Annotated in this window: 11 protein-coding genes and 1 pseudogene; 5 read left to right on the top strand and 7 right to left on the bottom strand. The window is 36.5% G+C overall.

All coding sequences use genetic code 11. The annotated features are described in order from the left end of the window. Positions 1-28: 28 nt before the first annotated feature. From NSQ69_RS02000 to mtnK, 3 genes and pseudogenes are all read right to left on the bottom strand, one after another. Positions 29-670 carry an L-fuculose-phosphate aldolase gene (locus NSQ69_RS02000; RefSeq protein WP_002010177.1) on the bottom strand — a complete coding sequence of 214 codons (642 nt, stop codon included), beginning with the start codon at positions 668-670 and terminating at the stop codon, positions 29-31. Positions 671-724: 54 nt separating this feature from the next. After that, a complete protein-coding gene (gene mtnA / locus NSQ69_RS01995) occupies positions 725-1,768 on the bottom strand; it encodes an S-methyl-5-thioribose-1-phosphate isomerase (RefSeq protein WP_002124936.1) in 1,044 nt (347 codons plus the stop codon). Between the two features lie 12 nt (positions 1,769-1,780). Continuing rightward, positions 1,781-3,015, bottom strand: a pseudogene (gene mtnK / locus NSQ69_RS01990) (S-methyl-5-thioribose kinase). A 590-nt stretch (positions 3,016-3,605) separates the two neighbouring features. Between mtnK and ahpC the strand changes: the two are divergent. Together ahpC and ahpF are read left to right on the top strand one after the other, a co-directional pair. Then, positions 3,606-4,169, top strand: a complete 564-nt coding sequence (gene ahpC, locus NSQ69_RS01985; protein WP_000924420.1) for an alkyl hydroperoxide reductase subunit C — start codon at positions 3,606-3,608, stop codon at positions 4,167-4,169. 14 nt (positions 4,170-4,183) lie between these two features. Further along, positions 4,184-5,710: an alkyl hydroperoxide reductase subunit F gene (ahpF, locus tag NSQ69_RS01980; protein WP_002124933.1), complete on the top strand. Its 1,527-nt coding sequence runs from the start codon at positions 4,184-4,186 to the stop codon at positions 5,708-5,710. A 50-nt stretch (positions 5,711-5,760) separates the two neighbouring features. On the opposite strand, the gene NSQ69_RS01975 is transcribed toward ahpF, so the two are convergent. Both NSQ69_RS01975 and NSQ69_RS01970 read right to left on the bottom strand, forming a co-directional pair. Continuing rightward, positions 5,761-6,369: a methyltransferase gene (locus tag NSQ69_RS01975; RefSeq protein WP_078203775.1), complete on the bottom strand. Its 609-nt coding sequence runs from the start codon at positions 6,367-6,369 to the stop codon at positions 5,761-5,763. 151 nt (positions 6,370-6,520) lie between these two features. Continuing rightward, complete coding sequence (locus NSQ69_RS01970; RefSeq protein ID WP_002124929.1) at positions 6,521-7,636, bottom strand: M20 peptidase aminoacylase family protein; 1,116 nt, start codon at positions 7,634-7,636, stop codon at positions 6,521-6,523. 289 nt (positions 7,637-7,925) lie between these two features. Between NSQ69_RS01970 and nhaC the strand changes: the two genes are divergently transcribed. After that, positions 7,926-9,347, top strand: coding sequence for a Na+/H+ antiporter NhaC (gene nhaC, locus NSQ69_RS01965; protein ID WP_002010164.1), 1,422 nt, complete (start codon positions 7,926-7,928; stop codon positions 9,345-9,347). Here the strand turns inward: nhaC and NSQ69_RS01960 are convergent. After that, positions 9,344-10,621, bottom strand: coding sequence for a hypothetical protein (locus tag NSQ69_RS01960; protein ID WP_002124924.1), 1,278 nt, complete (start codon positions 10,619-10,621; stop codon positions 9,344-9,346). The genes nhaC and NSQ69_RS01960 overlap by 4 nt on opposite strands. A 93-nt stretch (positions 10,622-10,714) precedes the next feature. Here NSQ69_RS01960 and NSQ69_RS01955 point away from each other — a divergent pair, with 93 nt between their 5' ends. Then, the gene (locus NSQ69_RS01955) at positions 10,715-11,824 is read left to right on the top strand and encodes a mandelate racemase/muconate lactonizing enzyme family protein (RefSeq protein WP_002124921.1); all 1,110 of its coding nucleotides are present in this window, start codon (positions 10,715-10,717) and stop codon (positions 11,822-11,824) included. A gap of 14 nt (positions 11,825-11,838) precedes the next feature. Beyond that, the gene (locus tag NSQ69_RS01950) at positions 11,839-12,534 is read left to right on the top strand and encodes a GNAT family N-acetyltransferase (protein WP_341098895.1); all 696 of its coding nucleotides are present in this window, start codon (positions 11,839-11,841) and stop codon (positions 12,532-12,534) included. Positions 12,535-12,678: 144 nt separating this feature from the next. Here NSQ69_RS01950 and NSQ69_RS01945 read toward each other — a convergent pair whose 3' ends face one another. Further along, positions 12,679-13,530 (bottom strand): hypothetical protein, encoded by an 852-nt coding sequence (locus NSQ69_RS01945; protein ID WP_341098894.1) that lies wholly within the window; start codon positions 13,528-13,530, stop codon positions 12,679-12,681. Between the last annotated feature and the right edge of the window lie 309 nt (positions 13,531-13,839).

Raw genomic sequence — 13,839 nt, 5'->3', positions numbered from 1 at the left:
TTTTTCTTGAGGGTGTTTTCATTTCATTTTACTGCTGTCCATACCCTTCAAACTTCTTCGACAAATTCTCCATCTCGTCTTCTGGCAATAATTTTGGTTCCCCAACACTTTTCGTTTGGTAATAGATTTGAGCACAAAACTCAATTTCTTCTGCAATAGTAAACGCCATTTTTATATTATTCGCTCCGGCCATTAAACCATGGTTCGCAAGTAAAACTGCACGGCGATCAATCATGCCCTCGAAAGCTGCCTCTGCTAATTGCTTCGTACCAAATGTTTCATATGGTGCACAGCGTACATTCGGGCCTGCGAAAGCAATTAAATATGATACAGCAGGAAGTTCCCATCCTAATGATGCGATTGTCTTCGCATAAGGAGAATGTGTATGTACAAGCGCATTTATATCTTCACGATTTCTATAATAGATAAGGTGCATATCTAATTCGCTTGATGGTTTTCTCTCTCCTTCTATCACTTCACCATCTAAATTCAATATAACTACATCTTCAGGCGTCGTTTCATAATAATCTAGACCACTTGGGCTAATTGCAACAAGACCTTGTTCACGATTAAAAATACTAATATTACCGCCAGTCCCCTTTGTTAAACCACTAGAAATCATTTTCTTTCCGTACGCTACAACTTCTTCTCTTTCTTTTTGCAGTAACATATACATCCCCCTAGTAAGAAACTTATGATGACTATTTTTCTAAAAACTATCTACTTATTGAAATAGCTTTTTTAAATTCTCCATAAACGGTGCTCTCACAATTCCTTTTTCCGTAATAATCGCTGTTACATTTTCATATGGCGTGACATCAAATGCCGGATTGTATACTTTACTTTCTTGAGGAGCAGAGTATTGTCCGAAACGATTGATCACTTCAGAAGCATCCCTTTCTTCAATTGGAATTTCTTTTCCTGTCAGTGTTTTCAAATCAATTGTCGGCGTTGGTGCTGCTACATAAAACGGAATGTTATAATATTTAGCCAAAATCGAAACACCTAATGTTCCAATTTTATTTGCTACATCCCCGTTTGCTGCTACACGATCACATCCAACGATTACTGCATCGATTTTCCCTTGTGACATGACCATTGCCGCCATATTATCTGTAATGACCGTTACATCAATTCCCGCTCGCTGCAGTTCTAATGCCGTTAACGTTGAACCTTGTAATCTAGGGCGTGTTTCATCGGAATAGATTTTTAAGTCCCATCCTTTTTCTTTCGCTAAGTACATTGGAGCTGTCGCAGTTCCATACTTAGTCGTTGCTAACGCACCTGCATTACAATGCGTTAATACCCCCATGCCATCATGGAATAATGTTAATGCATGTTCTCCAATTTGACGGTTAATTTCTTCATCTTCTCTATGAATCTCTTTTGCTTCTTCTAATAATCTATCTTTCAACTGCGCAATTGATAAGTGAGCATTCTCTTTCGCGACACTTTCCATTCTTTCAAGCGCCCAAAATAAATTTACTGCCGTCGGTCTTGATGTCGCTAAGTATGCACATACCTTTTTTACTTCCGCTATGAATTCTTCCGCCGAACTTTCCGCAACTTCCTTTACTCCTAAATACACACCGTAGGCTGCTGAAACACCTATTGCCGGCGCTCCTCGTACTTTCATTACTTGAATCGCATCCCACACACCCTCAGCCGTTTTAAAAGATTCATAGACTACTTCGTTCGGTAATACCGTTTGATCCAATAACACTAAAGCATCATCTTTCCACTGAATTGGTATTAATTGCTCTGCCATCATCTTCTCCCCTTATTTCGCACTATGCATTGACTGTTTTTTTAACGTTTCTACAAAGCTGCTACCTGTTTTATATTGATTCGCTTGTAAAATAAACTTCTTCGCTGTCTGAAGACAAATTCGCTCCGCTCTAGCACGCGCCTCTTCATTCTCAATACAAGTCATATCCTTTACCTTCGCTAGACCAACAATACGACGAATTAACTCAAGACCCGTCACTGCAGCTGTATCCTCTAATACAGATTGTAAATAAACTCGGTTAAAGCCTTCTTCCTTCGCCATAATCTCTGTCACATGAATATCCCAAGCGTCTAAAAACTTCTTCTTAAATAAATCAATTACATCTATCATGGTAGATTCTATCCAGTTCATATATGTATCTTTCTCAATACCAGATTGCATCACTGCATCTGCATTCACCCATGCAAACATTAAATTCGCCATTATATTCCCAACGTCATATCCCATAGGTCCATAAAAAGCAAATTCAGGATCAATAACCTTTGTAGAATCACTTTTTACAAAAACAGAACCAGTATGTAAATCACCGTGAAGTAGCGCTTGTGCATTCGTCATAAACGAAAACTTAAGTTTTGCTACTTCCATACGAAGCTCTTTATCACTATAAATATGCTCCCTAATCCATCCTGCATTTAATTGAAACAATTCGTTGCGTTTATTATGGTTTGGTTTGTGAATGGCTCTGAATATACGAGGTCCTCTGTAATCTCACATAACTCAGGATTTATATAATTCTTCACGAGTTCCTTCTTCTCTTTATGATTCATTACAACATCTGATGTTAATAGAAGGGTATTTACCATAAAAGTAGTTAAATCATCAGCAAGCCTCGGAAACATTTGATGATTTATGAGTGCTGTACGCAATATTGTGTGATCTGATAAATCTTCCATCACGCAACAATTCATCACACTATCAAACAAATATACATTTGGCACGAGTCCAGATGCTAACTCTCCTTCTAATCGCAAAACATCTGATTCTATACGGATTCGATTCGTCGACAACTTAAACTCATCTGAAATACGCGCTGTATCCCCAGCTTGCTTTACAATGACAGAAATGTTCTTCTGTTCATCCCAAACGCGGAACACATAATTTAAATTACCATCACCTATTTCTTTACACTTTAGCCCCTTTGCATGCTCGAACTTAGGTAATTTCTCTTGCACATATGCAATCACATCTTTAGCTTCCATTAAAAAATACTTCGTGAACTTAGACATGGTTTCCCCTCCACACTAAATGTAAACGTTTTCTAAAAGCCGTAAAAAATAATAGACTGAAACTTTTTCAATCTATACTATATCTTCTCTATTGCAATACATATCTCGCTTTTATTATATCTTGTTAGAAATGAGCGTCAATGTTTCTATTTCTCATTGCAATATACTTCTTATTATATATATTTATGATGACAATAATTGTTCACAAAGATTCCGATACATTTTGTTTTATTTATTGCACAATTCTTTGTAAAATAGAAGTAAGCAGTTCCTTTTCAAATCCACAACTTCTAAGAAATATTTCCTTCCTAAGAATTTATACTTACACCATGTCTCTAACATACACACTACTCTTTCAAACACTCATTGAAAATTTATGACTTGAAAATTACCTTTTAATTCCCTAGCAGCCTTAATTGAGAATAAATATTAATTAAATTGGTATAAAGTTGGTTTATTCTCTTGACAAAATAACCACTTCTATATGATAATTAATATCGAATTAGAATTATTATAGTTAATTAAAAAATATATTTTATGAGCAAACTAATTTCCGATGCTCAAAACCAACCTTTAGGAGGAATTTTAATATGTTATTAATCGGCACAGAAGTAAAACCGTTTAAAGCTAATGCTTACCATAATGGAGAATTTATCCAAGTTACTGACGAAAGTTTAAAAGGAAAATGGAGCGTAGTTTGTTTCTATCCAGCAGACTTCACATTCGTTTGTCCAACTGAACTTGAAGACTTACAAAACCAATACGCAACTCTAAAAGACTTAGGCGTTGAAGTATACTCTGTATCTACAGACACTCACTTCACTCACAAAGCATGGCATGATAGCTCAGAAACTATCGGCAAAATCGAATACATTATGATTGGTGACCCAACTCGCACAATCACTACAAACTTCAACGTTTTAATGGAAGAAGAAGGTCTTGCTGCTCGTGGTACATTCATCATCGATCCAGACGGCGTTATCCAATCTATGGAAATCAATGCTGACGGTATCGGCCGTGACGCAAGCATCCTTGTTAACAAAATTAAAGCAGCTCAATACGTACGTAACAACCCAGGTGAAGTTTGCCCAGCTAAATGGCAAGAGGGTTCTGCAACACTTAAACCAAGCCTTGACCTTGTAGGCAAAATCTAAGGAGTTCGATCAAAATGATACTAGATGCAGATATAAAAACACAACTATCCCAATACCTTCAGTTAATGGAGAACGATATTTTACTTAAAGTAAGCGCAGGAGACGATAACGTATCTAAAGATATGTTATCTCTAGTAGATGAATTAGCTACTATGTCATCTAAGATTACAGTAGAAAAAGTTGAACTAGAGAGAACACCAAGCTTTAGCGTAAATCGCCCTGGTGAAGACACTGGTGTCGTATTCGCTGGTATTCCATTAGGACACGAATTTACTTCATTAGTGTTAGCTTTACTACAAGTTAGTGGACGTGCTCCAAAAGTTGAACAAAAATTAATCGATCAAATCAAAAACATTCAAGGCGAATATCATTTTGAATCTTATATCAGCCTAAGTTGTCATAACTGTCCTGATGTTGTACAAGCTCTTAACGTGATGAGCGTTCTAAACTCTGGTATTACACATACTATGATTGATGGCGCTGCATTTAAAGAGGAAGTAGAAAGTAAAGACATCATGGCAGTACCAACTGTTTACCTAAATGGCGAATCTTTCGGAAGCGGTCGTATGACACTTGAAGAAATTTTAGCTAAAATGGGTAACGGTCCAGATGCATCAGAGCTTTCTGATAAAGATCCATACGATGTTCTTGTTGTTGGTGGCGGCCCAGCTGGTGCAAGTGCAGCAATTTATGCAGCACGTAAAGGCATCCGCACTGGTATCGTTGCTGAGCGCTTCGGTGGTCAAGTAATGGATACTATGGGTATTGAGAACTTCATCAGCGTAAAACGCACTGAAGGTCCTAAGCTAGTAGCAAGCCTTGAAGAGCACGTAAAAGAATACGACATCGATGTAATGAATCTACAACGTGCGAAACGTTTAGAGAAAAAAGAACTTATTGAAGTGGAACTTGAAAACGGCGCTATTCTGAAAAGTAAGAGCGTAATCGTTTCAACAGGTGCTCGCTGGCGTAATGTTGGCGTACCGGGTGAAGCTGAGTTCAAAAACAAAGGTGTAGCATACTGCCCACACTGTGACGGTCCATTATTCATCGGAAAAGATGTAGCGGTTATCGGCGGTGGTAACTCTGGTATTGAAGCAGCTATCGACTTAGCAGGTATTGTTAAGCACGTAACTGTTCTTGAATTCATGCCAGAATTAAAAGCTGATGCTGTATTACAAGAACGTCTTAACAGCTTACCAAACGTAACTGTTCTGAAAAACGTTCAAACGAAAGAAATCACTGGTACTGATAAAGTAAACGGTATTTCTTACATCGATCGTGAAACTGAAGAAGTACACCATGTTGAATTACAAGGTGTATTCGTTCAAATCGGTCTTGTGCCAAACACAGACTGGTTAGGCGAAACAGTTGAACGCGTTCGCGGTGAAATCGTAACAGACAAGCACGGCGCTACAAACGTACCAGGAGTGTTTGGTGCAGGTGACTGTACAAATAATCCGTACAAACAAATCATCATCTCTATGGGTTCAGGTGCGAATGCAGCTTTAGGTGCATTTGATTACTTAATCCGTAACTAATTATATAGACGTGAGTTTTAAAAAAGCAGGTGCCAAGGCACCTGCTTTTTTTATAATCCTAATGTATAAACTAAAAATCTCTCATTCCCATTCTTCTCATAAGCACCCGGCAATCTAACCTCTCTCTTCAATTCAAACGCAGTCTGGTTCTCTAAGAAGAAAATATAATCTTCAGAAGGATAGTATAAAATAATATCCACTTCCCTCTCTATTTCCTCTACCGAAAGCAAAATGTTATTCACTACGTTCATAAACACTTGTACAGAAAATGGATTGAAGAAATAAAACCGGTTATCACGTGGATCAATCTCATATTCCTGCGCTAAACAACATTCAAACCAAATTTTATCTTTACTGTTTCTCACTTTTCGCGCATAACGATCACGATTATCCATTGCTTCTTTATAAAACTCTTCATTCATTTCAATTCCAACCGCTAATGCATCGCACTTATGGTGCATGTAAAAATTCAATCTCCCTTTTCCGCACCCAAAGTCTACAATTCGATCGCTACTTGTTATTTCATATTGATTCAATAACTCATCTAATCCGCTATATGGCGTCGGTTCATAACGGTGATAATGCATAGACTTATTAAATCCTTTTTGCTCGCCGACAGTTTTTATATTTAATACAGCATCGTAATATTGTTCGTTCATTCGTTTGCTCCTATTAAGAAATATTACTATTATTATACACCACGTACTGAATGCTCATTTTTATCAAATTAATTGGTACGTGAAATTATATTATCGCGGAATCGAATATATCGACTTAACAACAAATTCCTACCAAAAAAACAGGAGCTTTCTAGCCCCTGTCTTCTAATACTTTCAATACAGTTTGTTTCAATATTTCTACTCCATCCATTATACAGCTATGATCAAACTTCATATACGGATGGTGTAATCCAGGTTGTAAGTTCGCCCCTAGTCCAAGCATGACAGCTTTTAAATGGGGTCTTTTCACTGTATAGTAATGGAAATCATCGCTTCCTGTCGTATACAGTGGTCCAGTACATCCCTCTTCCCCGTACACTTCAAGAATGCCTTTCCGCATGAAACGCTCAGCTTCTTCTGACACTTCAGCTCCTGGTGCGAGATCAATCCACTCATAAGAAAGTTTAGATCCCATTGATTCAGCTGACTGAATTACTTGCTCTATTTTTCGCTTCAATTCATCTAGTAATATGTTATTTTCTGCTCTTACATCTAAACTAAAGTGCCCGTTACCTGGAATAATATTTAGATTATCACCACCAGCTTGGCATCTCGTCATCTTAACAGAATAAGACGTCTGCGGCGGTAACCATATATTTTTCAATCCAATATTGATCATTGAAATGACATCAATTGCATTTATACCTTGATGTGGGCGTGCCCCGTGTGCATCATCTCCATGAATCATCCCTTCTAAAAATGCTGCAGCTCCGTGACGAATAGATGGGGCTGCTTGTTTCAAAGGCAGTTCTTCAATCGGCCTTAAATGAACACCAAATAAGAAATCAGCATCATCCACGGCGCCCTTCTCTACCATCTTTAAGGAACCATTTCCTTTTTCCTCTGCCGGCTGAAAAATAAATCTAACAGTACCACTATCCCATCTCATATTTTTCAATTGTAAAATAAGGCCCATCACAATTGTCATATGAGCATCGTGGCCGCACGAGTGATTCGCTTTAAATTCTCCGTCTACTTCTTGCCATAGTGCATCCATATCAGCACGAATCGCGATAACTGGATTCCCTCTTCCGATTTCAGCAATCACGCCAGGGCAATCATCAAATATTTTATATGAAATTCCTTCTTCTTTTAAAAAGTTAGTAATATAAGCTGTCGTTTCATATTCCTTCCAGCTTACTTCAGGGTTTTCATGTAAATGCTGAAAAATTTCAGTTAAACGCTCTTGTAGTTCTAATGTTTTCAAAGCTTCATTCTCCTTCCCCTAATTACAAACCATTCAGATTAATTATACTTATGAAAAACAGATGTTTTTATGAACATATTGAATTTTAAGAAAAAAGTCAATTGTTTATTTTTCAATACCGTTAATACCCGATTTCAACTCATCTTATAAAGATATCCATACAAATAGAAGATTCTATATTTTCTGTTTTTATATTGACGCTTACATCTATTTTTAGTTATTATAACTTAATAACGTCTATTTTGCGACAATTCTAAAAATACAAACATACATAATGAGGAGGCAGTTTATGAAAAGAGAAATACCTTTTGGCATAGCAATAATCCCTATTATCATTACAGTTGCAGTTATGATGGTTACAATTGTTGTATTAGAACAAAGCCCTCACGTCCCACTTATTATCGGTACAACCGTTGCTTCGATCGTCGCTTGGCGGTACGGTTACAAATGGAATGACATTGAAGAATCGATGTATAAAGGAATTCGCCTTGCATTACCCGCTATCGTTATCATTATTCTTGTAGGTTTAACGATCGGTGCTTGGATTGGCGGCGGAATCGTCGCTACTATGATTTATTACGGCTTAAAACTTTTAACTCCATCACTATTTTTAGTTTCAATTACAATTATTTGTTCTATCGTTGCATTAGCAATCGGTAGCTCTTGGTCTACAATGGGAACAATCGGTGTTGCTGGAATGGGAATTGGCCTAAGTATGGGAATCCCAGCTCCAATGGTTGCTGGCGCTATAATTTCCGGTTCTTATTTTGGCGATAAAATGTCACCGCTTTCAGACACGACAAACTTAGCAGCTGGATTAACAAATACAGATTTATTCACACATATTCGTCATATGTTATTTACTACAATTCCAGGTTTAATTATTACTCTTATCGTCTATGCTTTCTTAGGAAGAAGCTTCGGCGATAACAATATCGATGCAAAAAGCATCGATCAAACGTTACAAGTATTGCAACAAAACTTTGTTATTTCGCCTTTCCTATTAATTATACCCGTAGTCGTTATGGTATTGGTCGCTAAAAAAGTCCCTGCTATACCAGCTATTCTCGTAGGTGTTATTTTAGGATTCTTATCACAAGTCTTTATTCAAGGTGGCTCTGTCTCATCAGCTGTCGGTGCACTCCAAAGTGGATTTGTCATAGACACTGGAAACAAGCTAGTAGATGAACTATTTAACCGTGGTGGCTTAAGCTCTATGATGAATACAGTTTCTATGACAATTGTCGCTATGACTTTCGGCGGAGTACTAGAACATACTGGCATTCTTCGCTCAATTGTAAATCAAATTTTAAAATTAGCGACATCATCAAAAGGACTTATCGCTTCTACCATCGCATCTTGCTTTGCAACGAATCTTACTTGCTCTGAACAATATATTTCGATTGTTGTTCCTTCAAGAATGTATGCAAATGCGTACACAGAAAAAGGACTACATTCTAAAAATTTATCCAGAGCATTAGAAGATGGTGGAACATTAACTTCTGTTTTCGTACCTTGGAATACATGTGGTGTATTTATACTCGCAACACTTGGAGTCGGTGCATTCGAATATGCTCCTTATGCTATATTGAATTTCATCGTACCTATTATCTCAATCATTTATGGTATAACTGGCTTCACAATTACGAAGCTATCTGATATTGAAAAAGCAGACCTACTGAAAAAACAAAAAGCACAACTAGAAGCTTAAAATTTTTGAAACGAATACAACGGTAAATTCAGCTCATATATTGCACGAGGGCGCCCTTGTTGATAGGGCATTTCCTCGCCGCAAATATTGGCATATCTGTAATCAACTAATTTCTTTAACAGCCTTTCCGTCGATCGCCGAGTCACTTGTAAGTACTCAGAAAGATCCGCCGCTGTAAATTTCAATGATGGATGCGATTGACTAAACTGAATAATTTTTGACAAGTTTGCAGGACTAAGCTTCGTTTCCTTCGCTATTTTCATTAATTCAGGATTATCGTTTTTTAAACTTTGTACTCTCTGTTCTTTCGGGAACGGACCAAATAATTCTTTATCACTTGTTAGTATATAAAAGCAGCTTTCTATCGGATTATTCTTTGCGAAACCTCGAGCGATTTTTGCATTTTGTTCCGCTTCATTTACTGTTTTTCCGTAACCAAATCCAATAGATACTGCGCCTTCTATATTCATAAATAAACGGTCTATCGTATTTGTTTTTATACTCAATTCAATATCACCACGAGTTGTATACAAAATAAAAGTCATTTCATCAACTTGTTTAAATGAACCACGTAATTCTTTTGAAATTACATTTAATTGTTCAAGCGAGCTTTCTTGTAACTCTATAAAGGATATAATACAAGCACCAACAGTAGCTGAATGGCTTTTTGCTAACTCAGCTTTTATTTTTGCATCTTTTAACCCATGTATAATTGATTGCGTTGGATCTATCATACGCTCTGAAGGAATCCCTATTTTTTGAAGTTCATCGTAGACAGCGTGAATACTAGTTAAAGCTAAATCAACCTCTCCAGATTGATATTTAGCTAAATGAAAATCAATGATTCTCTTAATTTCATCATTACTCCATAACATATTTTCATAATCCATCACTTGCGGCGTTTCTTGTAGACCGATGTCATGGAACACATTTGTAATAAACGAACGATCTACTAAATCAATTGAAATTTTATGAGGTTGAATACTTTGATGGTATATTATAGAAAGGAGTGAAGATGCGACAGTTGTCTCGTCTTGCTGCAAATATACACTTGGAATTGGTAATTGTTCTCTTATTTCTTTTGCCATATAATAAGGTAGGGCACCCGAGAAAAAGATAGCATCACAAGGTTTTAAACGCTTTAATAGTTCAGAAGATTCTGCTGGATGAAGGTAAATATATGGATCAATCTCTATTTCTTCTAGTTTATGAGCAATAGGTAAAAGATTCTCCATAAACTCTTTTGAACCGACAACTGCAATTTTTATCATCATTTTCTCTAACTCCTTATCATTAATTAACGACTATTTAACGTCAACTATATCAAATGTACAAAACCATTGTAAACAGGAAGGGGTCTTTATTCAATGAAAATTACAGCTATTCATCTTTACGCAATTCGTTTACCACTTCGCGATCCGTTTGTTATTAGTTATGGTTCTTATTCTGATATGCCTTCTATTATCGTCAAAATGGAAACAGATGAAGGCATTATCGGTTACGGTGAAGGCGTTGCTGATGATCACGTTACAGGTGAATCATGGGAAAGTACTTTCCATGTTTTAAAACATACACTAGCTCCTGCTCTAATTGGGAAAAATCCAATGAATATCGAAAAAATACACGATATGATGGACAATACAATTTATGGTATTCCTACCGCGAAAGCTACGATTGATATCGCTTGTTTTGATATACTGGGTAAAAAACTAAATCAACCTGTATATCAATTAATTGGAGGACGCTACCATGAAGAATTTCCTGTCACTCACGTCTTAAGTATCGCCGATCCAGAAAATATGGCTGAAGAAGCAGCTTCCATGATTAAGAAAGGTTACCAATCTTTCAAAATGAAAGTCGGCACGAATGTAAAAGAAGATGTAAAACGAATTGAAGCTGTACGTGAACGTGTAGGAAATGATATCGCGATTCGTGTTGATGTAAACCAAGGCTGGAAAAATAGCGCAAACACATTAACAGCACTTCGTTCATTAGGACATTTAAACATCGACTGGATTGAACAGCCTGTTGTCGCAGACGATATTGACGCAATGGCTCATATTCGTTCGAAAACAGATCTTCCGCTTATGATTGATGAAGGACTAAAAGGCTCTCGTGAAATGCGCCAAATTATTAAATTAGACGCAGCTGATAAAGTGAATATAAAACTAATGAAATGCGGCGGCATATATCCAGCTGTAAAACTCGCTCATCAAGCTGAAATGGCAGGCATTGAATGCCAAGTTGGATCCATGGTCGAATCATCTGTTGCCTCTTCCGCAGGATTCCATGTCGCTTTCTCAAAAAAAATCATTACTAGCGTCGAGCTAACAGGACCATTAAAATTCACGAAAGACATCGGAAACTTACATTACGACGTACCATTTATTCGCTTAAACGAAAAGCCGGGACTCGGCATTGAAATAAACGAAAATACATTACAAGAATTAACCGTCTTTCAAGACGTTGTACGCTAAAGGAGGACTAACACATGACGATTCTTTACGAAGGAAAATTAAAACAAAACAACGATTCATTTCACGTTACATTACTATCTTTAGAACATATGGAACAAATTTTATCATTACAAAACGTTATAGTTGAAGCGCTAGAAGATAAAGGTCGTTTACAACCACTCTCGCTAGAAGAATTTCAATACATTCTAGAAGGAAACGGCATGATGATCGGGGCGTTTATACAAAACGAGCTCATCGCATTTCGTGCCCTACTAGTCCCTCCTATCGACGATGAACATTTAGGGCTTGATATTGGTCTACCAGAAAGTCAGCTACACCGCGTCATCTATCAAGAAATCTCAAACGTTCATCCAAACTGTCGAGGAAATGGCATGCAAAAAATATTAGCCACAGTCATCATGGATGAATTACAAAAAGAAGACAGCCAGTACGACTATGTTTGTTGCACCGTTGCACCTTTTAACATTCCGAGTTTAAAAGATAAATTTGCGCAAGGGATGGAAATTGCTGCACTGAAGGAGAAGTATGGCGGTAGTATGCGGTATGTTTTTGTGAAGGAATTGCTCAACAAAAAAAAGAAACAGTCAAAGAATGTTAGGTCTGTTGAGTTAGAAGATTTTTGTGGTCAGCAGGCGTTATTAGCTGAAGGGTATTACGGTTTTCAATTACACTATCATCCAAACAAATCTTTAATCCAATTCCGAAAATAAAACCTAGGATATAATTCACATTTAAAATTTCACCTTATATAAAAGGTGAGTACTCTATTAATAGTTACTCACCTTTTATAAATTACATTTTCTCGTTGGCATATAAAAAACGTAGTTTATAACAACTTGTTTCAATAGACCTTGTTAAAACTCATTATTTAAGTACTTAAATGAGAAAACTGCTATTGGCTCACCATTTAGCCGGAAATTATGTTGCTTGTTCACAACTAATCGGAATTCTTCTCCTCTTTTTTCAACTTCTCCAACACATGTTATTTGTAACTCCCGCCCCTGTGATAAATATTCTTTTGCGTTTTGGAGCATACCTAAAATATTTACTACTGCATGAGCAAAAAATTCCTCTTCAAAATAAACTTTACACTTTTTCTTTTTTGACGAAATTTCCATAACCACCCTATCTCTCTTAATGGAAATATTCCTAACATCCCCATTGACAGCCCTTGTATACCCAACATCACTTTCACTTAAAAGCTGAATATTAGAACGTTTCCTCACACTTGGTGCCCTTTTGATTTCTCCATGCGTTTCTGTTACCTCTGCAGTGGTAGGGTTTACTCTCCCAATAGAAATCGTATCCTCTGAATCATCCTTTATAATATTTTTTTTCTTATTTTTGTTGTTCCTCTTTTTAACGAGTCTCTTCTTCCTTTCTTCTTCACTCTCATTCGCTTCTTTATATAACTCTCTTAAAACCCTACTAATATGTTTGGATGAAAGTGGGACGTTAATGGTCGCTGATCCTCTCTCACTTTTCTTCTTTTTCTCTCTCTCAAAAAAATCAAAGCAATCCTTTGAATGGTTTTCATTAGGCCATGTTTTAAAATGCGCCTTATTTTTCCCTTTAGGCACATATTCTAATCTAGCTGCACACCCCTCAAATGCACAATAGATGTTTTTTCTCATCATTTCAAAATCTTCATGTTCTTCCATTTCATCAATTTCAATTTTTTCCTCGATACCATTATGTTTATACAAAACCGTTTCAATACTCACAAACATACCCCTTTTTCATATATTTAGTGTTAATATAAAAATATTTTACTATATATTGATTACGCGAGTCAATATATACCAAGTTTTAAATCCTAATATTAAACTATAAAGTTTTTGATCCGGGTTTCCTTTTATAAAAACTTATACATTGATAACTTCTCTGCTCAATGTATAAGTTAACAGGGCATATAAAAATTAGTATAAAGAACTATATTACTAAGATTCTAAAATAAACCGCATCTCTACTATTAAAATTGAAACTAAATCTCTCCTTTCTTCTAAATATAACAA

The organism is Bacillus sp. FSL R10-2201 (genome assembly GCF_038008665.1).
Lineage (GTDB): Bacteria > Bacillota > Bacilli > Bacillales > Bacillaceae_G > Bacillus_A > Bacillus_A mycoides.
This window is presented reverse-complemented; position numbering and strand designations above follow the sequence as displayed.

Bases quoted from the DNA above. Each gene is read 5' to 3' on its own strand.
- NSQ69_RS02000 (WP_002010177.1), bottom strand. From the start codon at position 670: ATGTTACTGCAAAAAGAAAGAGAAGAAGTTGTAGCGTACGGAAAGAAA.
- nhaC (WP_002010164.1), top strand. From the start codon at position 7,926: ATGAAAAGAGAAATACCTTTTGGCATAGCAATAATCCCTATTATCATT.
- ahpC (WP_000924420.1), top strand. From the start codon at position 3,606: ATGTTATTAATCGGCACAGAAGTAAAACCGTTTAAAGCTAATGCTTAC.
- NSQ69_RS01955 (WP_002124921.1), top strand. From the start codon at position 10,715: ATGAAAATTACAGCTATTCATCTTTACGCAATTCGTTTACCACTTCGC.
- mtnA (WP_002124936.1), bottom strand. From the start codon at position 1,768: ATGGCAGAGCAATTAATACCAATTCAGTGGAAAGATGATGCTTTAGTG.
- NSQ69_RS01950 (WP_341098895.1), top strand. From the start codon at position 11,839: ATGACGATTCTTTACGAAGGAAAATTAAAACAAAACAACGATTCATTT.
- NSQ69_RS01975 (WP_078203775.1), bottom strand. From the start codon at position 6,369: ATGAACGAACAATATTACGATGCTGTATTAAATATAAAAACTGTCGGC.
- NSQ69_RS01960 (WP_002124924.1), bottom strand. From the start codon at position 10,621: ATGATGATAAAAATTGCAGTTGTCGGTTCAAAAGAGTTTATGGAGAAT.
- ahpF (WP_002124933.1), top strand. From the start codon at position 4,184: ATGATACTAGATGCAGATATAAAAACACAACTATCCCAATACCTTCAG.